The organism is Rhodococcus sp. NBC_00294 (genome assembly GCF_036163995.1).
Classification (GTDB): Bacteria; Actinomycetota; Actinomycetes; order Mycobacteriales; family Mycobacteriaceae; genus Rhodococcoides.
The window spans coordinates 994,264-1,017,884 of record NZ_CP108043.1 but is presented as its reverse complement, the minus strand read 5'-3'; the positions used below and the strand labels follow the sequence as shown (position 1 = coordinate 1,017,884).

The following is a 23,621-nucleotide window of genomic DNA, read 5'->3' as shown; positions in this document are numbered from 1 at the left end:
GTCAGCCGGACTGCTTTCCGAACAGCCCCGAGCTGCCGTGTCCGCCGTGCGAGGAGGCGAACTCGTACGCGGACTCGGCATGCTCGTGTTCGTCGATGCCGTCCGTCTCGTGCTGCGGATCCGCTCTGATCCCGATGGTCAGCTTCAGCACCGTGGCGATGGCCGCGGTGACCAGGAACGCATAGGCGAGAACGACGACGACGGCGACCACCTGTCGACCCAGCTGCGTGACGCCGCCGCCGTAGAACAGGCCGTCGACACCGGGCGGCATGTCGCTGCTCGCGAGGAGGCCGATCATGAGCGTGCCGACGATGCCACCGACCAGGTGCACTCCGACCACGTCGAGCGAGTCGTCGTACCGGAAGCGGTACTTGAGGCCGATCGCCAGGGCGCAGGCGACACCGGCGGCAGCGCCGACGCCCAGAGCGCCGATCGGGGTGACGGCCGTGCACGACGGCGTGATGGCCACCAGACCGGCGACGACACCCGACGCCGCGCCGAAGGATGTGGCCTTCCCGTCGCGGATCTTCTCGACCACCAGCCACGCCACCATCGACATCGCGCCCGCGCCCATCGTGTTGACCAACGCGACCGCGGCGACGCCGTCCGCCGCGAGCGACGATCCGGCGTTGAAGCCGAACCAGCCGAACCACAGCAGCCCGGCACCCACCATGACGGCGGGCAGGTTGTGCGGCCGCATCGCCTCCCGTGGCCACCCACGACGCTTGCCGACGACCAGGGCGAGCGCCAGTCCGGCCGCGCCGGCATTGATCTCCACCGCGGTGCCCCCGGCGAAGTCGATGGCCTTCAGCTGGTTGGCGATCCAGCCCCCGGTCTCCGCGGTGACACCGTCGAACGCGAACACCCAGTGTGCGACGGGGAAGTAGACGAGTGTCGCCCAGAGGCCGGCGAAGATCACCCACGGCATGAAACGCATCCGGTCGGCGACGGCGCCGGACACGAGCGCCACGGTGACCATCGCGAAGCCTGCCTGGAAGGCCACGAAGGCGAGCGCCGGAACGGTTCCCACCAGCGGGATCTCGACCGCGCCGCCCCCTGCTCCGAAGCTGCCGCCGATCAACGAGGTGAGGCCGGCGAACTGCGTCGGGTCCCCGATCCACCCACCGACGCTGTCGTCGCCGAACACCATCGAGTATCCGAACAGGACCCACAGGACCCACACGACCCCGATGGCCGACAGGCTCATCATCATCATGTTCAACACGCTCTTCACGCGCACCATGCCGCCGTAGAAGAACGCGAGCCCCGGAGTCATCAACAGCACCATCGCGGCACTGGCCAGAACCCACGCCGTGTTGCCGGCATCCGGAGCGCCCGTCAGCGGGTACTCGAGACTGGAGTACATACGAACACCTTCCGTCCCCCGGCGCACACCCTCCAGGCGTCCTGGATAGTCGGTGACGTGCGCCCCGACGGAGACTAGACCCCTGGTCGGAGCGGTCCCCACGGCGATCACCGGCAACAGATCACTGAGCACAACCATTGCGCGTTCGACGTTTCGGTGATCCCGGCACGTGAGCCCTAGTGTTCATCTCATGCTTGCGCACCGCGTGGGACGGAAACTCATCGTCCTCGTCTCCACACTTCTCCTCGCCGTCCTCCTCGCGTCCTGCGGCACCTCGGACGGCGGCTCGTCGGACGGCTCCTCGTCCGCTGCCGCGGCACCGACCGAACTGTGCTCACCTCCCGGTGTGGACAGCGCGTCGTCCACGCCGACCAACTTCGACGCCGCGGCCGCCGCCGCGACCGAGGATCGGTACACGACGCCGTCGGTCACGCCGCTCGATCGCATCGACACCTCGCAGCTCGGACTGATCACGCCCGGCCAGCTCACCGTCGGCACGCTCTCCGACGCGCCGCCGAGCATCTGCGTCGACGGCTCCGGCACCTACACCGGCTACGACAACGAGCTGCTGAAGGCCGTCGCCGCGAAGCTCGGCCTGCAGATCAACTTCTCGGGCACCGAGTTCTCGGGTCTGCTCGCGCAGGTCGCCGGCCGACGCTTCGACGTCGGGTCGTCGTCCATCACCACCACCGACGAGCGGCGCAACACGGTCGGCTTCACCAACGGCTACGATTTCGGCTACTTCTCCCTGGTCGCGAAGGCCGGCGGACCGATCACCGCCTTCGAGAACCTGGGGCCGGACACCCGTATCGGCGTCGTGCAGGGAACGGTGCAGGACGACTACGTCGTCAACACCCTGGGCCTGGACCCGGTGAAGTTCCCCGACTACAACACCGCGTACGCAAATCTCCGCACCGGACAGATCGACGCCTGGGTCGCACCGTCGCAGCAGGCCGAGGGCCTGGTGAAGCCGGAGGACGGGACCGCGATCACGCAGAACACGTTCAGCCTCAACAACTTCGTCGGGTGGGCCGTCGCGCGGGACAATCAGCCGCTGATCGACGCGTTGAACTCCGGCCTCGACGCGATCATCGAGGACGGGACCTGGGCCCAGCTGTACTCCGACTGGGTGCCGCGCGAACTCCCGGAGGGATTCAAGCCCGGTAGCAAGGCAGCGCCGCAGCCCGAGCTTCCCGACTTCGCGGCCATCGCCGCCGAGAACGACGCGAATGCCCCGGCCGCGCAGGCCGTCGCACCGAAGTCGACGTTCGAGCAGCTCGGCGACACGTTCTTCGACTGGAACCTCTACAAGCAGGCGCTGCCGGACCTGCTGAAGACCGGCCTGCCGAACACGCTGATCCTCGCGCTGGCATCGGGCATCATCGGCACGGTTCTCGGCATGCTTCTCGCACTGGCGGGCCTGTCCCGCACCCGCTGGCTGCGCTGGCCGGCACGCGTCTACACCGACATCTTCCGCGGACTGCCCGCCGTCGTGATCATCCTCGTCATCGGTCTCGGCATCGGACCGGTGGTCAGCGGCATCACCGGCAACAACCCGTACTGGCTCGGTGCGGTGGCGTTGTCGCTGCTCGCGGCCGCGTACATCGGCGAGATCTTCCGATCCGGCATCCAGAGCGTCGAGAAGGGGCAGATCGAGGCAGCGCGTGCTCTCGGGTTCAGCTACCGACGCTCGATGCGCCTGGTCGTGGTGCCGCAGGGTGTCCGGCGCGTGCTTCCCGCACTCGTCAACCAGTTCATCTCGCTGATCAAGGACTCGTCGCTGATCTACTTCCTGGGTCTGCTGGCGACGCAGCGCGAACTGTTCGCCGTCGGCCGAGACCTCAACGCGCAGACCGGAAACCTGTCACCCCTGGTGGCGGCCGGACTCGTCTATCTCGCGATGACCGTCCCGCTGACCCACCTGGTCAACTACATCGACAAGCGTCTGCGCGTCGGCAAGGCCGAGCAGACACTCGACCCGGTCGAGCAGGCCATCGTCGTGGAAAGAGGCTGACACATGACCACCGCACCCTCGACCGAGCCGTTGACCGGCGTCTCACTCGCCGGCCGTGACCTGCACCTGTCCTTCGGCACCAACAAGGTCCTGCGCGGCGTCGACATCGACGTCGCCGCAGGAGCCACCACCACTGTCATCGGACCGTCCGGGTCGGGCAAGTCCACGCTCCTGCGCGTGCTCAACCGACTGCACGAGCCCGAGCAGGGCGACATCCTGCTCGACGGACGCTCGGTGCTGAAGGACGATCCAGACGCGCTGCGCCAGCGCATCGGCATGGTGTTCCAGCAGTTCAACCTGTTCCCGCACCGGACCGTCCTCGACAACGTCGCGCTCGGTCCGTGGAAGTTGAAGGGACTGAGCAAGGACGACGCACACGCCGCCGCGCTCGCCCAGCTCGACAAGGTGGGCCTGAAGGAGAAAGCGGGCTCGCGCCCCGGCAACCTCTCCGGCGGTCAGCAGCAGCGAGTGGCCATCGCGCGAGCACTCGCCATGGAACCGCAGGTGATGTTCTTCGACGAGGCCACGTCCGCCCTCGACCCGGAGCTCGTCAAGGGCGTGCTCGCCCTCATGGCGGACCTCGCGACCGGCGGCATGACGATGGTCGTCGTCACGCACGAGATGGGCTTCGCCCGCTCGGTGTCCGACCGCGTGCTGTTCATGGACCACGGCAGCGCCGTCGAGGTGGGCCCGCCCGCAGCGCTGTTCGACGACCCGCAGACCGAGCGACTGCAGAGGTTCCTGTCCGAAGTGCTCTGATCCCCGAGCCGCGAATGTGACGCGGCGCACAGCATCCCGCGTACGGTCGAGAGAGATGCCGACATTCGCACTCGAGAATGTCGGCGCTCTACCTCGAACGGGAGCTGAACACATGGCCGACAACAGAGCCGTCGCCTACGCCGGAGCCGGGAAGGTCGAGGTCGTCGACATCGACTTCCCCAGCTTCACCTTGCAAGACGGGCCCGGCGTGAACCCGGCGAGTGTGGGCCGCGAGTGTCCGCACGGAGTGATCCTGAAGGTGGTGTCCACCAACATCTGCGGCAGCGATCAGCACATGGTTCGCGGCCGCACGACGGCACCCGAGGGCCTGGTGCTCGGGCACGAGATCACGGGCGAGGTCATCGAGGTGGGCCGCGACGTGGAGTTCATCAAGCAGGGTGATCTGTGCTCGGTGCCGTTCAACATCGCGTGCGGTCGCTGCAAGAACTGCAAGGAACGCAAGACCGGCATCTGCCTGAACGTCAATCCTGATCGTCCCGGCGCCGCCTACGGCTACGTCGACATGGGCGGCTGGGTCGGCGGCCAGGCCGAATACGTCATGGTGCCGTACGCGGACTGGAACCTGTTGAAGTTCCCGAACCGAGACCAGGCCATGGAGAAGATCCTCGACCTGACGATGCTGTCGGACATCTTCCCCACCGGCTTCCACGGCTGCGTCACCGCCGGAGTGGGCGTCGGATCGACGGTCTACATCGCCGGCGCCGGTCCGGTCGGGCTCGCCGCCGCAGCCAGTGCGCAACTGCTCGGCGCCGCCGTCGTCATCGTCGGCGACCTCAACGAGAGCCGGCTCGCGCAGGCCCGAAGCTTCGGTTGCGAGACCGTCGACGTCAGCAAGGGCGATCCGAAGGATCAGATCGAGCAGCTGCTCGGGGTGCCGGAAGTCGACTGCGGCGTCGACGCCGTCGGTTTCGAGGCACGCGGTCACGGTGACGGGTCGGCGACGGAAGCGCCTGCCACCGTGCTGAATTCGCTGATGGACATCACGACGGCGGGTGGTTCGCTCGGCATTCCGGGGTTGTACGTCACCGGCGATCCCGGCGCATCCGACGAAGCCGCCAAGGTCGGCGCGTTGTCGCTGAGCCTCGGCACCGGGTGGGCCAAGTCGTTGTCCTTCGCCACCGGACAGTGCCCGACGATGCAGTACCACCGCGGCCTGATGATGGCGATCCTGCACGATCGCGTGCAGATCGCGAAGGCCGTCAACGCACGCGCCATCTCGCTCGAGCAGGCTCCGCAGGGCTACGCCGACTTCGACTCCGGTGAGGCCACGAAGTTCGTGCTCGACCCCCACGGGCTCCTCGGCGCGGCCTGACCGACTCTCGCGAGGTGGGCTGTGGCGCCCACCTCGCGAGTGCGCGTCAGCCCAGGAACGCGAGCAGTTCCTGGTTGAACCGATCCGGGTGCGAGGTGTTGAACCCGTGCGGGCCGCCCTCGACGAGTACCAGGGTGCTGTTCGCGATCGCCTCGTGTGAGCGCTTGCCGCTCACCTCGAACGGAACGACGGCGTCCGCGTCGCCGTGGATGACGAGGGTGGGGACGTCGATCTTCGGCATGTCCTCACGGAAGTCGGTGCGCGCGAACGCCTCGATGCAGCCGAGGATCGCCGGTGTCGACGCTTCGGCCGCCATGTCCACCGCGTACTGACGATCCTCCTCCGAGACCTTCAGCTCGCCGTTCGCGCTGAAGAAGTTGGTGGCGAAGCCGTCGAGGAAGGCGTTACGGTCCTCCTCGACGCCGTTCTCGAAACCCGCGATCGTCTCGTCGTCGAGGCCGCCGTCGGGGTTGTCCTCGGACTTGTAGAGGTACGGGGGAACAGCACCGGCGAGCACCGCCTTCGCGATGCGGTCGCTGCCGTACTTCGCGAGGTAGCGCACCACCTCGCCGCCGCCCATGGAGAAACCCACCAGCGTCACGTCCCGCAGGTCGAGCGTCTCCAGCAGGACCGACAGGTCCGCGGCGAACGTGTCGTAGTCGTAACCGGACTCGGGCTGCGACGAGCTGCCGAATCCACGCCGGTCGTACGTGACGACGCGGTGGCCCGCGTCGAGCAGTGCGACGATCTGGGGCTCCCACGACCGCTCGTTGAGCGGCCAGCCGTGGATCAACACCACCGGCGCGCCCTCGCCTCGGTCCTGGTAGTGCAGGTCGATCGGGGCGTCGTTCTCGACTCCCACCGAGAGCATCGGCATGTCGTGCCTCCTTCGTCGCGGTGTCTCCGCGTCGCTCTCGGTCTACCCGGAGCGTGCCCCGACGACACACGTTCGCCCACCGTTCACCTTCCTGCACCCGGGGAGTTGCTTACCTTCCCTTTGCCTTTTGCCCGGCACTTCTACGGTCGACCGGTGACCACGATTCCGCTTCCCCTGATCGTCTCCCATCAGCACGACGGCAGCTCCTCGCGGTCGTCGCTGACGTGCAAGTACAAGTGCGGCGACGCCTGCTTCCACGAGGTGCCCAACACGTCGTCGAGCGAGTACTTCGGCGACATCGTCAAGACGGCGATGACGCGCCGCGGCATCCTGCGCGGTAGTGCGATGGCCGTGCTGGCCGTCGGCGCCACCAGCGCCCTCGCCGCGTGCGGCACAGAGGACTCGGGCACGGCCACCACCGCGTCGGCCACCCCGACCCCGGAGCCGCGTGGACTCGACTTCGCCGCCGTCGCGCCCAACACCGAGGACGCGGTCGTCGTCCCGGAGGGCTACGAGCAGGCCGTCGTCATCCGGTGGGGCGACCCGGTGGTCGAGGGTGCGCCTGCCTTCGACTTCGACAACCAGACCTCGGCGGCCCAGGAGAAGCAGTTCGGATTCAACAACGACTTCGCGGGTCTGCTGCCGATCGACGGGTCGTCCACCGAGTACCTGCTGGTGGTCAACCACGAGTACACGACGGAACCGTTCCTCTTCAAGGGGTACGACGCGGAGAACCCCACCGCGGAGCAGGTCGCCATCGGCCTTGCCGCCCATGGTCTCTCGGTGGTCCAGGTGGCCGGTGAGAACGGCTCGGGCAAGCTCACCCCGCAGATGGGCCGCTACAACCGTCGCATCACCGGATCGACCGAGTTCGTCCTCACCGGACCCGCGGCCGGCAGTGACTTCCTCAAGACCTCCGCCGATCCCACCGGCACCAGGGTGTTCGGCACGTTCAACAACTGTTCCGGTGGCGTCACCCCGTGGGGCACCGTGTTGTCCGGCGAGGAGAACATCAACCAGTACTTCGCCAACGCCGAGAGTGTGACCGACCCCGTGGTCGCCGAGCGTCTGGCGCGCTACGGCGTGGAAGGTGCTGCGTCCGAGCGCAAATGGGAGCGATTCGACAAGCGCTTCGATCTGGCGCAGGAGCCGAACGAGGTGAATCGCTTCGGCTGGGTCGTCGAGGTGAACCCGTGGGATCCCACCGCAGCGCCGATCAAGCACACGGCACTCGGCCGGTTCAAGCACGAGGCCGCGACCATCCACGTGACCGACGACGGCACCGTGGTCGCCTACAGCGGTGACGACGAGCGTTTCGACTACATGTACAAGTTCGTCTCCAGCCGGAAGATGATGCAGGGCACCGGCGCTGCGGCACTGCGGTCCAACGTGACGCTTCTCGACGCCGGAACCCTCTACGTCGCGACGCTCTCCGGTGACGCGCCCGACCAGATCGACGGCTCCGGAAAGCTCCCGACGACGGGACAGTTCGCCGGCAAGGGCGAGTGGATCCCGTTGTTGCGTACCGGCGAGGACGGCCGCGGCGAGTCCCTGGTCGACGGCATGTCCGCCGAGGAGGTCGCCGTCTTCACGCGCCTCGCCGGTGACAAGGTCGGCGCCACCAAGATGGACCGGCCGGAGGACTTCGAGCCGAACCCCGTCACCGGCAAGGTGTACGTGGCGCTGACCAACAACTCGAACCGAGGCACCGAGGGCAAGGCCGCCGCCGACGAGGCGAATCCGCGGGACAAGAACAAGAACGGCCAGGTCCTCGAGCTCGACGACGACCACGCCGGGACCAGTTTCACGTGGAACCTTCTGCTCGTCTGTGGCGATCCCGCAGCCGCCGACACCTACTTCGGTGGCTTCGACAAGTCGCAGGTCAGCCCGATCTCGTGCCCGGACAACCTGGCGTTCGACGCCGACGGCAACCTGTGGGTGTCGACGGACGGCAACGCCCTCGACTCCAACGACGGCCTGTTCTCGGTGGTTCTCGACGGTGACCGCCGCGGCCAGACGAAGCAGTTCCTCACCGTGCCGAAGGGCGCCGAGACCTGCGGTCCGATCGTGCAGGAGCAGCGTGTCGTCGTGAGCGTGCAGCACCCGGGCGAGGAGGACGACGCCAGTGCCGACGCCCCCGCCTCGCACTGGCCCGACGGTGGCGACTCGCAGCCCCGCCCGTCGGTCGTCGCGGTGTGGAAGGTCTGACCTTCTCCCTGCCGTCGTGGACCGCGGTCAGCCCAGCCAGTCGAGCACGCTGGCCGCGGTCCACGATTGCTGCATGCTTCCCAACGGCTCTCCGGTGAACGGCTCGTAGTATTCGGCGAAGCTGCCGTCGCTGGCCTGCCGCAGCCCCTCCTCGCGCAACATCGCCGACCGCTCCGACCACCCGCGTCGAGCGAAGGCCCACGAGAACAGCCACGTCACCACCGGCCACACGGGACCGCGCCAGTACTCACGAGGTCGGAAGTCCCGCGAGATCGGCGACGTCGACGGGGGAACGGCGTACTTGAAGTCCGGGTGCCCGCAGAAGCGCGGACCCTCGAAGAGTCGCAGCAGCGCCCGCTCGGTGTCACGAGGCAACCCACCGCACAGCAGCGGCGCGAACATCGCCATCGTGTCGGTCTTGATCCACTCCCCGGACCGCACGTCGCGATCCCGAGCCGCGCCGGAACGCGCGTCGGTGGTGGCGACGACGCCGCTCCGGAACCGGTCGGCCCAGGCGCGCAGGTCCCGCACGTCCGCATGAGGCCGGGAATGGTCCTCGCCGATGGTGGCCAGCACGTCACAGGCGACGGCGAAGATCGCGCTGACGAACACGTCCTCCACCGCGAAGCTCATGGCACTGTTCAGCGCGAGATCGTCGTACCGGGCGAGCTTCATCTCCTCGAGCAGCCAGAGATAGCGGTCGTACTCGATGTTGCTCGGGCGCTGCGACGAGTCGGTGACGATGGACGTGTCCTCCCGGATGTACGGCGGCACCGCCCCCGGAATCACCTTCGCGTACGCCGCGTCCCAGCGCGGCGAGTTGTCCATGCCCGATTCCCACCCGTGGTACAGCGTGATGCGCCCCGTGTGGTTCTGATCGCGTGCGTGTGCCAGCCAGCGGTGCCACCGCACCAGATCCGGCCATCGCCGATCGAGGAACTCACCGGCGACCTGCCGCGTGGTCCGCCCACGTCGACGGGCGTGATCGAGAATGCGCTGCACGGCGATCGCGTGCACGGGGGGCTGCGTGATGCCCGAGGTGTGGACGCCGACGGGTGCGTGCGCGGCGAGTTCGTTCACCTGCCAGCGGGCGGGCCCGGGAAAGTATCCGTCGACACCGCTGGCGAAGACGATGTGCGGGATCATGCCGTTGGACCACTGCGCGGACAACAGGGTGTCGAGCTCGACGACGGCCCGCTCGACACTCAACGGGGCGAGCCCGACCGACACGAAGGCGGCGTCCCAGCTCCACATGTGCGGGTACAGACGCGGAGCCGCGCTGGTCATGGTGCCCAGATCGTTGCCGCGCAGGAGATAGGCGGCCCGTGCCGCGAGCTGAGTCGGGGTGAATCCGGGGGCGGCCATGGGAGACATCATCCGTCGGACGGCGCGATCCTGCAGGACGCGCCGGTGAGTCGGGGTGCGGGCCCGGCGCGTCGGTCGCATACTGAGCCATCGGCGTCGAACGCGCCGGGGCAATTGGTCGGGGGTGGTGGGTGTGTCGACCGCGTCGATGTCCGCGCTGGTCGGGTGGCTGCCGGACGACTCCGGTCACGATGCTCTAGGTCTGGCCGCGCGCATGGCGACCACCGCTCGGGCCGCGGGCGGCGCGATGACGGTCCGCACGTGCACCGTCCTGCCGCGGACGTGGCCGTTCCCGTCGATGGCGCACGTGGACGCGGAGTACCGACGCTGGCTCGAGGAGCGCGGCACGGATGCGGCCGCTCGGGCCGATGCGGCGATCGCGGACCTGCTCACTCCGGCCGATCTGGGATCGCCCTCCGCCTTCTTCGCCGAGAACGCCGCCGAGTCGGCCGCACTCACCGCGGCGGCGGCCACTCACCATGCCGACCTGGTGGTGCTGGGGAGCTCCGACGGTCCCGACGATCGCTTCACGCCGGGGAGCACGAGCGAGACGCTGCTGCACTCGTCGGCTGTTCCGCTGGCACTGGCGCCGCGCGGAGCACGCCGCCGCACCGACGCCGTCTGCCGCATCTCCTGCGCCTACACCGGGACCCCGGAAGCCAAGGATGCGCTGTATTCCGCAGCGGCTCTCGCGGTGCGCTGGAACATCGCGCTGCGCCTGGTGGCGTTCGCACCACGACGCTCGACGACGTATCCCCCCTTCGGTGGCTACGACGCGGAGGATCTGGTGACGTCGCAGTGGCGTGAGCAGGCCACCGAGATGCTGCACTCCGCGGCGTCGGACGTCACGTCCGCCTACCCGGCCCTGTCCCCTACGTGCGCGGTGGGTTCCGGCGGGGACTGGCAGCACGTGGTGGACTCGGTCGAGCTGGGGCCCGAGGACCTGCTGGTGCTCGGTTCGTCCCGCCTCGGACCTCTCGCACGGGTGTTCCTCGGCTCCACCGCGTCGAAGATCTTGCGGCACAGCCCTGTTCCAATTCTGGTCGTTCCCCGTGGAAGCCGATTCGCTCGGTGAACCACGCCGATAGTGGAGGAAACATGAGCGATCCGGGCAACGGTTCGGGATTGCTGCGACGCAAGTCGATCAGCGACATCGCAGCCCTGGAGGCGACGGGCGAAGGTCGGCTGAAGCGGTCGATCACCACGTTCCAGCTGACGTGCATCGGCGTCGGCTCGACCGTGGGCACCGGCATCTTCTTCATCTTCTCGTCCGCCGTCCCGGTGGCGGGCCCCGCGGTCATCTTCTCGTTCGTCATCGCCGCCGTCACGGCCGGCCTGACGGCGCTCTGCTACGCCGAGCTGGCGTCGTCGATCCCGGCCTCCGGGTCGACCTACACCTACACGTACACCACCATCGGCGAGTTCGTCGCGATCCTCGTCGGCGCCTGCCTCATTCTCGAGTACGGCGTGTCGACGGCCGCGGTGTCGGTGCTGTGGTCCCAGTATCTCAACGACCTGTTGGATCGTACTGTCGGACTACGCATTCCGGACGTGCTGTCGCATGCACCCGGGGACGGCGCCGGTTTCGGCGTCAACCTGCCCGCCATCGTTCTCGTCGCGCTGTGCGCCGTGTTGCTGATCCGCGGAACGAGTGAGTCCGCTCGTGCGAACGCCGTCATGGTCGTCATCAAGATCGGCATCCTCGCGATGTTCGCCATCGTCGGTTTCACCGGATTCAGTCTCGAGAATCTGGAACCGTTCGCCCCGTTCGGAGTCGCCGGTGTCGGTGCGGCGTCCGGCCTGATCTTCTTCTCGTTCATCGGACTCGACGCGGTGTCGACGGCCGGCGAGGAGGTGCACGATCCCAAGCGCACGCTGCCCATCGCGCTCATCAGCGCGCTGGTGGTGGTCACGCTGATCTACCTGTTGGTGACGATGTCGGCGATCGGCGCGCAGAAGTACACCGAGTTCGAGGGCCAGGAGGCCGGTCTCGCCGAGATCCTGCAGTACGTCACAGGATCGAGCTGGCCGTCGATCGTGCTGTCGGCGGGCGCCGTCGTCTCGATCTTCTCGGTCACGCTGGTCACCCTCTACGGGCAGACTCGGATCCTGTTCGCGATGAGCCGCGACGGTCTGATCCCGACGGTGTTCTCGCAGGTGAACCCTCGCAGCCTCGCACCGGTGAAGAACACGATCATCGTGGCGTTCTTCGTGTCCCTGCTCGCGGGTTTCCTGCCACTGGACTTCCTGGCGGACCTGGTGTCGATGGGCACGCTCGTGGCCTTCATCGTCGTCTCCGCCGGAGTGATCATTCTGCGCCGCCGCGAGCCGAGCATCGAGCGCGGCTTCAAGGTTCCGCTGTACCCGGTGCTCCCGATCCTGTCGATCTGCGCATGCCTGTACCTCATCAGCACCCTGCACATCCAGACGTGGATCCTCTTCGCGGTCTGGCTGGCGGCCACGTCGGTGCTCTACTTCACCTACTCACGACGGCGATCGGCCCTGGAGCCGAACAGGCTCCAGGGCTGATCGAAGCGTGACGGTCAGCGACCGATGGTGGCGTGCATCTCCCAGACGATGACCTCGGCTGCGGACGTCGTCGACAGTGTCTGTCCGCCACCGCCCTTGATGCGGACCGCGTCACCCTCGCGCAGCAGGCCCACGCCCTCGAGCGAGGCCTCGCCGCGGGCGACGAAGACGTGCAGGAACGGAGCATCCGGAAGGTCCTGAGCCGGGGTGTCGGAACGCAACCGTGCGACGTGCATCGCGGCGTACTTGTTCTTGATGCGGATCGCCGAGTGGTCCTTGTAGGCGTCCATTCCCGACGCGACCGGAACCAGCCCGCCCGAGAGCAGTTCGTCGTCGATCTCGAGCTGCTCGTACCCGGGGGTGATGCCGGCCTCGTCGGGCACGACCCACATCTGCACGAAGTGCACCGGGTCCCGATGCTTCTGCGACGGGTTCTCCGTCGACGCGAGACGCCACGAGTCGTTCTTCTCCGAGTGCAGGATTCCCGTGCCGGCGCTCATCCGCTGGGCGAGCCCCGGGTAGATGAGCCCGTTGTGCCCGATGGAGTCCTGGTGCACGAGGGATCCCTGCAGGACCCACGTGACGATCTCCATGTCCCGGTGCGGGTGCGTGTCGAAACCGGTACCCGCGTCCACGATGTCGTCGTTGTTCACCATCAGCACCCCGTGGTGGGTGTTGTCGGGATCGTAGTGATGTCCGAACGAGAACGAATGGTGCGAGTCGAGCCAGCCGATGTTCGTGGCCGGCCGGTCGTCGGCGCGACGGACGTCGAGTTCGGGTGCGGTGGAGGTCGTCATGGGAGTCCCTTCTCGGGATGGACAGTGAGACTACCGAGCGAGCTTGCCCGCGATGGTGACGACGCGGGTGGCGAGATGTCCGAGGGCGGCGCGGGTCGCGTCGTCCAGTTCGTTCTGGTTGTCGGGTCCAGTGACGTGGCCGACGCCGTAGGGGTTGCCGTCGGCGAACTTCAGTCCGTCGGTGTAGCCGGGGGGAACGAGGATGCCGCCGAAGTGCATGAGCGAGGTGTACAGGTTGACGATGGTCGTCTCCTGGCCGCCGTGGGCCGTCTGGCTCGAGGTGAACGCGGCGTAGGCCTTGTCGGCGAGCTTGCCCTGGGCCCACAGGCCACCGAGCGTGTCGAAGAAGGTCTGGAACGGGGACGCGACGCTGCCGAAACGGGTCGGCGAGCCGAAGATGACGCCGTCGGCCCACACGATGTCGTCACCGGTGGCGGCCGGCAGATCCTTGGTGGCCTCGTAGTTGGCAGTCCAGGCGGGGTTCTCGGCAAAGGTGGCCGGGTCACGGGTCTCGGCGATGTGCCGGACGCGCACCTCGGCGCCGGCCGCCTGAGCGGCCTTCTCGAGCTCGGCCGCCATCGTGGTGCCGTGGCCGGTGGAGGAGTAGTAGAGGATCGCGAGCTTCGTCATGAGTGACCTTTCGGAAGAGGGACGTGGTTCGGGGGTGATTCGGACTCAGAGAACGTGGTGGCCGTACATCTCGCCCAGCGGGTCGGCGATGAGTTCGAGGCGTGCACCGTCGGGATCACGGAAGTAGATCGAGACTCCACTGTGCTCCGTGAGCTCGACGCCCGCATCCGTCAGCTTGGTGCGCAGGTGTTCCCAGCGGTCGGGTTCCACGCTGATGGCCACGTGATGCAGTCCGCCGAGCACCTCCTCGTAGGGGCCGACGTCGAGGCCGGGGAAGTCGAAGAAGGCGAGGAGGTTGCTGTTCCCGATGTCGAAGAAGAAGTGCGACGAGCCGGGGTAGTCGCGGTTCTCGATCAACTCGGTCAGCGGGAACTCGAGCACACCCTGGTAGAACAGGATGGTCTGCTCGACGTCGCTGCTGATCAGCGCGGTGTGGTGCAGTCCGCGCGCCGAGGACGTCGGGCGGGACTCCGCAGGCTGCAGGTGCAGGCCCCGCAGTCGGTCGCGCCGGGCCTCGAACTCGTCCGAGCGCTGCTGCTCGTCGGCTGTCATGCTCATCGTCTCCGCCTTCGATCGAATCGTTGCGTTGTCAACTACCGAGAACAGTACCGCACATGGTTGCGCTGTCAACTACTTGGGTAGACTCGTGTCATGACTCAGTGGCTGACCGAGGACGAGCAGCGCGCCTGGCGCTCGTACCTCGACGCGACGCGTCTGCTGATGCAGACGCTCGATCGGCAGCTCACGCGCGATTCCGGGATCTCCTTCACCGACTTCGAGCTGCTCGTCGTGCTCTCGGAGGCACCCGGCCGACAGATGCGGATGCGCGACCTGGCCGATGCGGTGACCACCACCCGCAGTGGCGTCACCCGGGCGATCACCCGACTCGTCGACGCCGGCTGGGTCGTCCGCGTCGAGTGCGAGGACGACCGTCGGGGGATGCTCGCGGAACTCACCGACGCGGGTATGGACAAGCTCGCGGCGTCGAGCCCCGGCCATGTCGGCGCAGTCCGGGCGTCGATGTTCGACGTCCTCACCGGCGACGACGTCGCGACCTTCGCGAGGGCGTACTCCGACATGCGGACGCACATCCAGAAGGGCGCCGGATAGCCTCGCTGTATGCCACGCACAGCACTCGTCACCGGAGCCGCCCGCGGACTGGGAGCGGGAATCGCTCGCCTGTTGTCCGCCGATCACGACGTCTGGGTCGGGGGATCGACGGCCGACTCCGTCGCGGGCATCTCCGACGAACTGATCAGCGCGAGGCCGTGGCCCGTCGACCTCACCGATGCGGACGCTCTCGCCGCGGCCACCGCGGACATCACGAGCCTCGACGTCCTGGTGCACAACGCGGGCGTCGCCGACCTCGGCACGGTGGAGACGCTGACGCTCGCGGACTGGCGACACACGTTCGAGGCCAACGTCTTCGCGGTGGCCGAGCTCACCCGCCTCCTGCTGCCCGCGCTCCGAGCAGCCGGCGGCCACGTCGTGCTGATCAACTCGGGCGCCGGCATCAGGGCCAACCCGGGGTGGAGTGCCTACGCCGCGAGCAAGTTCGCGCTGCGGGCCTTCGGCGACGCACTGCGCCTCGAGGAGCCGACCCTGCGCGTGACGTCCGTCCACCCGGGGCGCATCGACACCGACATGCAGCGCGCGATCGTCGCGGGCGAGGGCGACGAGTACGACGCCTCGAAGTACCTCACCGTCGAGACCGTCGCCCGCGCCGTCCGCCAGGCCGTGGACACCCCTGCCGATGCGCATCCCACCGAGATCGTCCTGCGCACAAGGTGATCGGGAATCAGGGGCGAGCGTGACTCAGTGCTCGTTCGCCTTGACAACCAGCACGGGGACCGGACTGTCGAGCAACACGCGCTGAACCGTGCTGCCGGTCAGGAACTTCCCGACCGCGCTTCGGCGACGTGATCCGATGATCACCAGCGTGGCACCGACATCCGAGACCAGATCGACGAGAGCCCCCGCCGGATCGCCGCCGTCGGGTTCGACGCGCACCGTGAACGAGTTCTCTCCCAATACCTGGCGTGCCTGCGCCTCGGCTGCGTCCCGGTGGGCAGTGGTGACCGAATCGGCGTCGATCACCGACAGGACGACGAGATCGGTTTCCCTCAGCGTCGCCTCCGCCTGTCCCTGCACGAGCGCCTCACGGCCTTCGGGTGTCGAATTCATCGCTACTGCAACGGTCATGACGGTGCCTTTCACATCGGGGAGACTCCAGGTTCACCGAGATTCCGTCGCGGCGACGTACGTTTCGCGGTATTCGTCCGTGCACACTATGGCCACAACTCGGATTCCCTGGACTATTCGGACATCCAGAACCTAGCCTCCTGATGTGACCGAAACCACTCCTGAGTTGTCGTGCCCATGCAGATCACAGTGAAGCGCGCGCTCGGCACGCTCGCTGTCGTCGCTGTCGTCGCCGTCGCCGGCATCGACGCGGCCGGCAGCGCCAGCGGATCCGACGCCCGCGCCAAGTTGACCCTGATCGCTCCCGCCGCCGCGGGAGGTGGATGGGACCTGGTGGCGCGTGAGTCGCAGCAAGCACTCCGTTCCGACGGCATCGTGAACAACGCCCAGGTGGTGAACGTCCCCGGAGCCGGCGGGACCATCGGGCTCAGTCAGCTCGAGAATCTCACGGGCCAGTCGACCACGGTCATGGTGACCGGCACGGTCATGCTCGGTGGTATCGCGATCAACGATTCCGACATCACCCTGCAGGACACCGTGCCCATCGCCAAGATGGCCGAGGACTTCGAGGTCTTCGTCGTACCGCGAGACTCGCCGTACCAGAACCTCGAGGACTTCATCGCCGCATGGCGGGCCAACCCCGGCGGTCTCCCCATCGGCGGCGGCTCGCTCGGCGGTATCGACCACATCGTCTCCGGCCAGCTGGCACAGCAGGTCGACATCGATCCGGCAGCGATCAACTACATCGCGTTCTCCGGCGGTGGTGAGGTGCTGACCTCGCTGTTGTCCAACACCGTCGGCATCGCCGTCAGTGGATACAACGACTTCCGCGATCAGATCGAATCCGGGAACGTCCGCGCCCTCGCGGTGGCGGCACCCGAGCCCGTCGAGGGGATCGACACCCCGACGTTCAAGGAACTCGGGTACGACGTCGACCTGGTGAACTGGCGCGGATTCGTCGCACCTCCCGGCATCTCGGACACCGACAGACAGACGTTGATCGAGATCGTCACCGAGATGCAGGAGACCGAACAGTGGGACACCGCCATCGAGCGCAACCGATGGAAGCCGTCCTTCGTCACCGGGGACGACTTCGGTGACTTCCTCGAGGTCGAACAGACCCGCATCACCGACATCCTCCGAGAGTTGGGCCTGGTATGAGTGAGAGTGTTTCGACCACGCGGGTGGAGTCGCCGCCCGATACCGATCGTGGTTTCCTCCACGGCCGGAGCGGACTGGTGGTGTCGGGGCTTCTCGTCGCCCTCGGCCTGTTCCTGATCTACGGCACCGTCACCATGGACGTACCCGACACCGCGACATCGCCCGGCCCGCAGGTCTTCCCGGCCATCATCGCGGGACTGTGCTTCGTGATCGCCGTGCTCGTCGCGGTTCAACTGCTGCGCACTCCGGACGAGGTCGACCTCGGCGTCGACGAGGCCGGCGAGCCCAACACCGGAACCGTGTCCAACTGGCGCTCCGTCGGCATCACCGTCGGCTCGATCGCCCTGTTCATCGCCCTGCTGAATCCGCTCGGATGGGTTCTCGCCGGTGCGCTGCTGTTCTGGGGCGTCTCGATCGGACTCGGCGGCACCCGGTACGTCTTCGACGCCGGTGTGGCGCTGGTCATGTCGTCCATCGTTCAGCTGGTCTTCTCCGGTGGACTCGGGCTCACGCTGCCCGGCGGCATCCTCGCGGCGGTGTTCTGATGGACGCACTCTCCAATCTCATCGACGGCTTCGGCACCGCGCTGACGCCCATGAACATCGTGTGGGTCGTCGTCGGCGCCCTGCTCGGCACCGCGGTGGGTGTCCTCCCCGGACTCGGATCGGCCATGGCTGTCGCCCTGCTCCTGCCCGTGACGTTCACCCTCGAGCCCACCTCGGCGCTCATCATGTTCGCCGGCGTCTACTTCGGCGGCCTGTTCGGTGACTCGATCTCCGGCATCCTCATGAACACCCCCGGAAACAGCACGGCGATCGCGGGAACGTTCGAGGGGCACCGCATGGCGAAGAACGGCCGCGCCCCACAAGCGTTGGCCACCTCCGCCATCGGCGCCTTCATCGGCGGCATCATCGCCACCACCCTCGTGGTGTTCTTCGCCCCGACGCTCGCCGACCTGGCCACGAACTTCGGACCCGCGGAGTACTTCGCCCTGGCGGTGTTCGCCTTCATCGCGACGTCCGCAGTGGTGTCCGACTCCGTCCTCAAGGGTCTGAGCGCACTGCTGATCGGCCTGACACTCGCCGTCATCGGTATCGACGGACCCTCCGGCGCATCACGGTTCACGTTCGAGGTACCGGCACTGTTCGACGGCATCTCCGTGGTGGTCATCACCGTCGCGATGCTCGCCCTCGGCGAGGTCATCTTCATCGCCTCGAAGATCGGCAAGCCCGACGACACCACGCTGATCCCGTCGAAGGGTCGACCCTTCCTGAGCAAGGCAGAGTTCCGCGAAGCGATGCCTGCATGGTTGCGCGGCACCGCATTCGGTGTTCCCTTCGGCGTCATCCCCGCCGGCGGCGCCGAGGTGCCGAGCTTCCTGGCCTACGGCACCGAGCGCCGCTTGGACCGACGCAGCAAGAACCCGATGTTCGGAAAGGGCGCGATCCGCGGCGTCGCCGGACCGGAAGCCGCCGGCAACTCCACCGCCGGTACCGCGATGGGTGCGCTTCTCGCCCTCGGGCTCCCCACGTCGGCGACGGCAGCGATCCTGCTCGCAGCGTTCCAGCAGTACGGGATCCAACCGGGACCGTTGCTGTTCGAGCGCAACGGTGAGGTCGTCTGGGCACTGCTCGCCAGCCTCTTCGTCGGCATGGTGGTCCTGTTGATCCTGAACCTGCCGTTCGCCCCCCTGTGGGCGCAGCTGCTCAAGATCCCCAAGAACTACCTGTACGCCGGCATCACCGTGTTCGCCTCGCTCGGCGTCTACGCGGTGAGCGCCTCGATCGTGGACCTCATCGCCATGCTCGGACTCGGCATCATCGGATTCATGCTGCGCCGGTTCGGAATCCCGTTGGCGCCGGTGCTCATCGCCGTCATCCTGGGACCGCTCGCCGAGGATTCGCTGCGACGAGCCCTGGCCGTCAGTGAGGGGGACGTCTCCGTCCTCGTCGGCAGTGGCATCACCGTCGTCCTGTACACACTGATGGTCATCGCGGTGGTCTTCTCCATCGTGACGAAGGTGCGGTCGCGGGCGAAGGTGGACTTCTAGAGCACCCCGCTTCACCCCTCACCCCTCGCGAGTACGTCGACAGTGTCGTGATCCAGCTGCTGATCACGACAGTCAGGACGTACTCGCGGGGGGTTCGTGGGTGTTCACCCCCGTGTCACCCCACCGTGGCTGAATGACGGCATGGGATACGACGAGACCTTCCTGTCCACCACCCCGCTGCCGCTCCCCGCCCGGCCGGACCTGACCGTCCTGACCTACACGCACTTCTCCGTGTCGATGGACCCCGAACGGCGCCTCGCCGCCGTGACCGCGGTGAACATCGACGGCGGCGCGTTGCAGGAGGTGGACCGCGGCGACGACTGGCGCCTCGATCCGCGACTGCCGGCGACCGCGCAGGCGGGCCCGGAGCTGTACGCGAACAACGACATCGACCGTGGGCACCTCGTACGACGACGCGATCCCGTGTGGGGCACGCTCGACGTCGCGGAGCAGGCCAACGAGGACACCTTCCACTACACCGTGTGCGGACCGCAGACGGCGACACTCAACCAGTCCAAGGAACTGTGGTTGGGCCTCGAGGACTACGTGCTCGAGCACGCGCGGACGTACGGGCAGACGATCTCCGTCTTCAGCGGCTGCGTGTTCGCCGAGGACGATCCCGTCTACCGCGGTGTCGCGATCCCGCGGCGCTTCTTCAAGATCGCGGCCTGGTGGCAGAACGACGTGCTCGCCGCGACCGGCTACGTGCTCGACCAGTCGGAGTCGCTGGCACCCATTCTCGAACGCGGCGTCCTGGCGAGCGACATCCCTCCGCTCGGGGCGTACCGCACGTATCAGGTGCCGATCACCGACATCGCCGCTGCGACCAGCCTGGCGATGGCCGAGCTGACGGCGGCCGATCGCCTCGCCCTGGTTCCCGGCGTCCGGCCCGTCGACTGGCGCGAGATCGAGGGAGCCGACGACCTGGTGTGGTGAGGTCGGTCCCGCCTCCTCCCCGCGAGTACGCCGGGGGGGAGGTGGAGACTTCCCGAGCTACAGAACGATGTTCACCATTCTGCCCGGCACGACGATGACCTTCTTCGGATCCTTGCCGTCGAGAAGCGCGACGATCTTCTCGTCGGCCAGGGCCACCGCCTGCACGTCCTCGCGGGACGCGTCGGCCGCCACCGTGATACGACTGCGCACCTTGCCGTTGACCTGGATCGGGTAGTCCACCGTGTCGTCCACGAGCCACTTCTCGTCGACCGTGGGGAAGGGACCGTGAGCCAGTGACTCGCTGTGTCCCAACGTGTTCCACAGTTCCTCGGCGATGTGTGGTGCGAGAGGAGCCAGCATCAGCACCAACGGCTCGACGGCGTCCCGAGGTGCGCCCTGCGGGTACTCCTTCGTGAGGTGGTTGGTGTACTCGATGAGCTTCGCGCCGGCCGTGTTGTCGCGCAGCGCAGCGTAATCCGCGTCGACACCCTCGACGGTCCGGTTGAGAGCCTTCAGCGTGGCGTCGCTCGGCGTCGCGTCGGTGGTCCGGACGGCGCCGGTCTCCTCGTCGACCACCAGACGCCAGACGCGCTGCAGGAAACGGTGCGCGCCGACGACGTCCTTGGTCGCCCACGGCCGGGACGTGTCCAGCGGACCCATCGACATCTCGTACATGCGCAGGGTGTCCGCGCCGTACTCGGTGAAGATCTCGTCGGGGGAGACGGAGTTCTTCAGGGACTTGCCCATCTTCCCGTACTCACGAGTGACGGGCTGCCCGTCGTGGAAGTACCCGCCGTCGCGCTCCTCCACCTCGTCGGCCGCGACGTAGACGCCGCGCGCGTCGGTGAACGCGTACGCCTGGATGTACCCCTGGTTGTACAGGCGGCGGTACGGCTCCTTCGAGCTGACGTGCCCCAGGTCGAACAGCACCTTGTGCCAGAACCGCGCGTACAGCAGGTGCAGCACAGCGTGTTCCACGCCGCCGACGTAGAGGTCGAGGCCGCCGGGGTCGTTCTCGCCGTGAACGTCGGGGCGCGGTCCCATCCAGTACGCCTCGTTCTCCGGAGCGCACATCTGCTCGGAGTTGGTCGGATCGATGTAGCGCAGCTGGTACCACGAGCTACCGGCCCACTGCGGCATGACATTGGTGTCGCGCGTGTACGTCTGCAGCCCGTCGCCCAGGTCGAGCTCGACGTTCACCCAGTCGGTCGCCTTCGCCAACGGGGGAGACGGCTCACTGTTCGCGTCGTCCGGGTCGAACGACACGGGTGCGTAGTCCTCCACCTCCGGAAGTTCCACCGGCAGAGCAGAATCCGGCAACGGGTGCGCCTTGCCCTCCGCGTCGTACACCACCGGGAAGGGCTCGCCCCAGTACCGCTGACGGGCGAACAGCCAGTCGCGCAGCTTGTACTGGATGGTGCCCCTGCCGCGGCCCTCGGACTCGAGGTGCTCGATGACACGCGCCTTGGCCGCGTCGACGGTGAGGCCGTCCAGGAAATCGGAGTTGATCAGCTCGCCGTCGCCGGTCCACGCGGACTCGTCGACAGCGCCACCCGAGATCACCTGCACCACAGGCAGTCCGAACTTCGTGGCGAACTCCCAGTCACGCTGGTCGTGACCCGGGACGGCCATGATTGCACCGGTGCCGTAGCCGGTCAGGACGTAGTCGGCGATGAAGACCGGCACCGACGCGCCGTTGACGGGGTTGACGGCGAAGGCGCCGGTGAACACACCGGTCTTCTCCTTGTTCTCCTGGCGCTCGAGGTCCGACTTGGCTGCGATCGCACGACGGTAGGCACCGACCGCGAGCACGGGAGTTCCCTCACCGTGCGTCCAGCGCTCGTCGGTGTCCGTCGGCCATGCCGCCGCCGTGATGTCGTCCACCAGCGGGTGTTCGGGTGCCAGCACCACGTAGGTGGCGCCGAAGAGCGTGTCGGGGCGGGTGGTGAACACGTCGATGTCGGCGGTGCCGGACCCGTGCGGCAGACCGGCGACGAACGTCACCTCGGCGCCGCGGGAGCGCCCGATCCAGTTGCGCTGCATCGTCTTGACCTTGTCCGGCCAATCGAGCAGATCCAGGTCGTCGATCAACCGGTCGGAGTATGCGGTGATCCGCATCATCCACTGGCGCAGGTTCTTCCGGAACACCGGGAAGTTGCCGCGGTCGCTGCGACCGTCGGCGGTGACCTCCTCATTGGCCAGCACGGTGCCCAGACCGGGGCACCAGTTGACCAGCGAGTTGGACTGGTAGACCAGACGATGACCGTCGATGACGTCGCGACGCTCGGAGACCGAGAGATCGGCCCATGCACGCCCGTCGTCCAGAGTCCGAGCACCGGAGGTGAATTCCTCCTCGAGCTCGACGATCCGTCGTGCTTTACCGGCCTCGGTGTCGTACCAGGAATCGAAGATCTGCAGGAAGATCCACTGCGTCCAGTGATAGAAGTCAACGTCCGTCGTGGCGAGCGAGCGGCGGGTGTCGTGACCGAGTCCCAGCCGCCCCAGCTGCCGGCGCATGTTGGCGATGTTCGCCTCGGTGGTGGTGCGCGGGTGCGTTCCCGTCTGCACCGCGTACTGCTCGGCGGGCAGGCCGAAGGCGTCGTAACCCAGCGTGTGCAGCACGTTGCGGCCCTGCATGCGGTGGTAGCGGGCGAACACGTCCGTCGCGATGTAACCGAGCGGGTGGCCGACGTGCAGACCGCTGCCGGACGGGTACGGGAACATGTCCTGCACGAACAACTTGTCGGTCGGAACCGGATCGCCGGTGCTGAGCTCGCCCACCGGATTGGGTGCGTCGAACGTCCCCTCGGCGGCCCACCGCTCCTGCCAGCGCGACTCGAGGGAACCCGCCAGATCCGCCGTGTAGCGGTGGCCGGGGGTCGTGTCGGGGGAGGTGTCGCCGTGTTCACTCACCCGACCAGCGTAAAGCGTGACGATCCGCACGCGGACGCCCGGCCACGACGCCGTAAAGTGGTGCTCGTGATTGTCGTGTCCGTGATCCTTCTGCTCGTACTCCTCGTCGGCGCCGTGGCGCTGGGCGCGGTGGCGTTCCTCGGTCTGACCGGCCGCTTGAAGCGCAACTCCGTCGCCGGAGTCCGAACGGAAGCGAGCATGCGCTCGGACGAGACGTTCACCGTCGCCAACCGAGTCGCCGGCCCGACGACGGCCGCCGCCGCGGTCTTCCTGCTGGTCGGCGCAGTGGCGACCCTCGCGCCGGGCGGCATCTTCGGCGTGGTCGCCGCCGTGCTGACCACCGTCGCCGCGCTCGTCACCGCTGCGTACGGCGGTGCCATGGGCACCCGCGCCGCGGCCGCAGTGCCGGTCGAGGAGACCGGTGGATGCGGCCACAGCTGCATCTCGTGCAGCCTCAAGGACGCGTGCCAGCCGTCCTGAC

21 protein-coding genes are annotated in these 23,621 nt (G+C 67.5%); 13 read left to right on the top strand and 8 right to left on the bottom strand.

Features of this window, described 5'->3' with window-relative positions; translation table 11 throughout:
- Position 1 precedes the first annotated feature (1 nt).
- The gene (locus tag OHB23_RS04800) at positions 2–1,366 is read right to left on the bottom strand and encodes an ammonium transporter (protein WP_027505997.1); all 1,365 of its coding nucleotides are present in this window, start codon (positions 1,364–1,366) and stop codon (positions 2–4) included.
- Between the two features lie 190 nt (positions 1,367–1,556).
- Here OHB23_RS04800 and OHB23_RS04795 point away from each other — a divergent pair, with 190 nt between their 5' ends.
- From OHB23_RS04795 to fdhA, 3 genes are all read left to right on the top strand, one after another.
- Positions 1,557–3,380, top strand: a complete 1,824-nt coding sequence (locus tag OHB23_RS04795; protein ID WP_222632432.1) for an ABC transporter substrate-binding protein/permease — start codon at positions 1,557–1,559, stop codon at positions 3,378–3,380.
- 3 nt (positions 3,381–3,383) lie between these two features.
- On the top strand, positions 3,384–4,139 hold the full coding sequence (locus OHB23_RS04790) for an amino acid ABC transporter ATP-binding protein (RefSeq protein WP_056440906.1): 756 nt from the start codon (positions 3,384–3,386) through the stop codon (positions 4,137–4,139).
- Positions 4,140–4,251: 112 nt separating this feature from the next.
- On the top strand, positions 4,252–5,472 hold the full coding sequence (gene fdhA, locus OHB23_RS04785; protein WP_056440903.1) for a formaldehyde dehydrogenase, glutathione-independent: 1,221 nt from the start codon (positions 4,252–4,254) through the stop codon (positions 5,470–5,472).
- Positions 5,473–5,518: 46 nt separating this feature from the next.
- Here the strand turns inward: fdhA and OHB23_RS04780 are convergent, their stop codons facing one another.
- Positions 5,519–6,349 carry an alpha/beta fold hydrolase gene (locus OHB23_RS04780; RefSeq protein WP_328810990.1) on the bottom strand — a complete coding sequence of 277 codons (831 nt, stop codon included), beginning with the start codon at positions 6,347–6,349 and terminating at the stop codon, positions 5,519–5,521.
- 153 nt (positions 6,350–6,502) lie between these two features.
- Between OHB23_RS04780 and OHB23_RS04775 the strand changes: the two genes are divergently transcribed.
- Entirely contained in the window at positions 6,503–8,557 is a 2,055-nt protein-coding gene (locus OHB23_RS04775; RefSeq protein WP_027505992.1) for a PhoX family protein, read from the top strand.
- 27 nt (positions 8,558–8,584) lie between these two features.
- On the opposite strand, the gene ggh is transcribed toward OHB23_RS04775, so the two are convergent.
- Positions 8,585–9,922: a glucosylglycerate hydrolase gene (gene ggh / locus OHB23_RS04770; protein ID WP_204869410.1), complete on the bottom strand. Its 1,338-nt coding sequence runs from the start codon at positions 9,920–9,922 to the stop codon at positions 8,585–8,587.
- Positions 9,923–10,055: 133 nt separating this feature from the next.
- Between ggh and OHB23_RS04765 the strand changes: the two genes are divergently transcribed.
- Positions 10,056–10,997, top strand: coding sequence for a universal stress protein (locus tag OHB23_RS04765; protein WP_328810989.1), 942 nt, complete (start codon positions 10,056–10,058; stop codon positions 10,995–10,997).
- A 23-nt stretch (positions 10,998–11,020) separates the two neighbouring features.
- Entirely contained in the window at positions 11,021–12,451 is a 1,431-nt protein-coding gene (locus OHB23_RS04760; protein ID WP_328810988.1) for an amino acid permease, read from the top strand.
- 14 nt (positions 12,452–12,465) lie between these two features.
- On the opposite strand, the gene OHB23_RS04755 is transcribed toward OHB23_RS04760, so the two are convergent.
- Genes OHB23_RS04755 through OHB23_RS04745 form a run of 3 tightly spaced genes read right to left on the bottom strand, consistent with a single transcriptional unit; the run spans position 12,466 to position 14,430 of the window.
- On the bottom strand, positions 12,466–13,248 hold the full coding sequence (locus OHB23_RS04755; RefSeq protein ID WP_027505989.1) for a pirin family protein: 783 nt from the start codon (positions 13,246–13,248) through the stop codon (positions 12,466–12,468).
- A 30-nt stretch (positions 13,249–13,278) separates the two neighbouring features.
- Entirely contained in the window at positions 13,279–13,878 is a 600-nt protein-coding gene (wrbA, locus tag OHB23_RS04750; protein WP_027505988.1) for an NAD(P)H:quinone oxidoreductase, read from the bottom strand.
- Between the two features lie 45 nt (positions 13,879–13,923).
- Complete coding sequence (locus OHB23_RS04745) at positions 13,924–14,430, bottom strand: VOC family protein (protein WP_027505987.1); 507 nt, start codon at positions 14,428–14,430, stop codon at positions 13,924–13,926.
- A gap of 99 nt (positions 14,431–14,529) precedes the next feature.
- Here OHB23_RS04745 and OHB23_RS04740 point away from each other — a divergent pair, with 99 nt between their 5' ends.
- A complete protein-coding gene (locus tag OHB23_RS04740; protein ID WP_328810987.1) occupies positions 14,530–14,988 on the top strand; it encodes a MarR family winged helix-turn-helix transcriptional regulator in 459 nt (152 codons plus the stop codon).
- A 9-nt stretch (positions 14,989–14,997) separates the two neighbouring features.
- Positions 14,998–15,669 carry an SDR family oxidoreductase gene (locus OHB23_RS04735; protein WP_027505985.1) on the top strand — a complete coding sequence of 224 codons (672 nt, stop codon included), beginning with the start codon at positions 14,998–15,000 and terminating at the stop codon, positions 15,667–15,669.
- Positions 15,670–15,693: 24 nt separating this feature from the next.
- Here OHB23_RS04735 and OHB23_RS04730 read toward each other — a convergent pair whose 3' ends face one another.
- Positions 15,694–16,080: a universal stress protein gene (locus OHB23_RS04730; RefSeq protein WP_328810986.1), complete on the bottom strand. Its 387-nt coding sequence runs from the start codon at positions 16,078–16,080 to the stop codon at positions 15,694–15,696.
- A gap of 177 nt (positions 16,081–16,257) precedes the next feature.
- Here OHB23_RS04730 and OHB23_RS04725 point away from each other — a divergent pair, with 177 nt between their 5' ends.
- The 4 genes from OHB23_RS04725 to OHB23_RS04710 all read left to right on the top strand — a co-directional run bounded on the left by OHB23_RS04725 (position 16,258) and on the right by OHB23_RS04710 (position 20,227).
- On the top strand, positions 16,258–17,241 hold the full coding sequence (locus OHB23_RS04725) for a Bug family tripartite tricarboxylate transporter substrate binding protein (protein ID WP_231476358.1): 984 nt from the start codon (positions 16,258–16,260) through the stop codon (positions 17,239–17,241).
- On the top strand, positions 17,238–17,786 hold the full coding sequence (locus OHB23_RS04720) for a tripartite tricarboxylate transporter TctB family protein (RefSeq protein WP_328810985.1): 549 nt from the start codon (positions 17,238–17,240) through the stop codon (positions 17,784–17,786). The genes OHB23_RS04725 and OHB23_RS04720 overlap by 4 nt, the downstream gene beginning before the upstream one ends.
- The gene (locus OHB23_RS04715; protein WP_222646446.1) at positions 17,786–19,291 is read left to right on the top strand and encodes a tripartite tricarboxylate transporter permease; all 1,506 of its coding nucleotides are present in this window, start codon (positions 17,786–17,788) and stop codon (positions 19,289–19,291) included. Before OHB23_RS04720 ends, OHB23_RS04715 begins: the two co-directional genes overlap by 1 nt.
- Positions 19,292–19,432: 141 nt before the next feature.
- The gene (locus OHB23_RS04710) at positions 19,433–20,227 is read left to right on the top strand and encodes a DNA/RNA non-specific endonuclease (protein WP_328810984.1); all 795 of its coding nucleotides are present in this window, start codon (positions 19,433–19,435) and stop codon (positions 20,225–20,227) included.
- 57 nt (positions 20,228–20,284) lie between these two features.
- On the opposite strand, the gene leuS is transcribed toward OHB23_RS04710, so the two are convergent.
- Positions 20,285–23,140, bottom strand: coding sequence for a leucine--tRNA ligase (gene leuS, locus OHB23_RS04705; RefSeq protein WP_328810983.1), 2,856 nt, complete (start codon positions 23,138–23,140; stop codon positions 20,285–20,287).
- Between the two features lie 66 nt (positions 23,141–23,206).
- Between leuS and OHB23_RS04700 the strand changes: the two genes are divergently transcribed.
- Entirely contained in the window at positions 23,207–23,620 is a 414-nt protein-coding gene (locus tag OHB23_RS04700; protein ID WP_027505979.1) for an SdpI family protein, read from the top strand.
- Position 23,621: the final 1 nt, after the last annotated feature.

Excerpts from the sequence above, each read along its gene's own strand:
- OHB23_RS04725 (WP_231476358.1), top strand. The coding sequence starts at position 16,258 with ATGCAGATCACAGTGAAGCGCGCGCTCGGCACGCTCGCTGTCGTCGCT.
- OHB23_RS04790 (WP_056440906.1), top strand. The coding sequence starts at position 3,384 with ATGACCACCGCACCCTCGACCGAGCCGTTGACCGGCGTCTCACTCGCC.
- ggh (WP_204869410.1), bottom strand. The coding sequence starts at position 9,922 with ATGGCCGCCCCCGGATTCACCCCGACTCAGCTCGCGGCACGGGCCGCC.
- OHB23_RS04795 (WP_222632432.1), top strand. The coding sequence starts at position 1,557 with ATGCTTGCGCACCGCGTGGGACGGAAACTCATCGTCCTCGTCTCCACA.
- OHB23_RS04755 (WP_027505989.1), bottom strand. The coding sequence starts at position 13,248 with ATGACGACCTCCACCGCACCCGAACTCGACGTCCGTCGCGCCGACGAC.
- wrbA (WP_027505988.1), bottom strand. The coding sequence starts at position 13,878 with ATGACGAAGCTCGCGATCCTCTACTACTCCTCCACCGGCCACGGCACC.
- OHB23_RS04800 (WP_027505997.1), bottom strand. The coding sequence starts at position 1,366 with ATGTACTCCAGTCTCGAGTACCCGCTGACGGGCGCTCCGGATGCCGGC.
- OHB23_RS04760 (WP_328810988.1), top strand. The coding sequence starts at position 11,021 with ATGAGCGATCCGGGCAACGGTTCGGGATTGCTGCGACGCAAGTCGATC.
- OHB23_RS04715 (WP_222646446.1), top strand. The coding sequence starts at position 17,786 with ATGGACGCACTCTCCAATCTCATCGACGGCTTCGGCACCGCGCTGACG.
- OHB23_RS04710 (WP_328810984.1), top strand. The coding sequence starts at position 19,433 with ATGGGATACGACGAGACCTTCCTGTCCACCACCCCGCTGCCGCTCCCC.
- OHB23_RS04780 (WP_328810990.1), bottom strand. The coding sequence starts at position 6,349 with ATGCCGATGCTCTCGGTGGGAGTCGAGAACGACGCCCCGATCGACCTG.
- OHB23_RS04745 (WP_027505987.1), bottom strand. The coding sequence starts at position 14,430 with ATGACAGCCGACGAGCAGCAGCGCTCGGACGAGTTCGAGGCCCGGCGC.
- fdhA (WP_056440903.1), top strand. The coding sequence starts at position 4,252 with ATGGCCGACAACAGAGCCGTCGCCTACGCCGGAGCCGGGAAGGTCGAG.
- OHB23_RS04730 (WP_328810986.1), bottom strand. The coding sequence starts at position 16,080 with ATGACCGTTGCAGTAGCGATGAATTCGACACCCGAAGGCCGTGAGGCG.
- OHB23_RS04720 (WP_328810985.1), top strand. The coding sequence starts at position 17,238 with ATGAGTGAGAGTGTTTCGACCACGCGGGTGGAGTCGCCGCCCGATACC.
- OHB23_RS04735 (WP_027505985.1), top strand. The coding sequence starts at position 14,998 with ATGCCACGCACAGCACTCGTCACCGGAGCCGCCCGCGGACTGGGAGCG.
- OHB23_RS04740 (WP_328810987.1), top strand. The coding sequence starts at position 14,530 with ATGACTCAGTGGCTGACCGAGGACGAGCAGCGCGCCTGGCGCTCGTAC.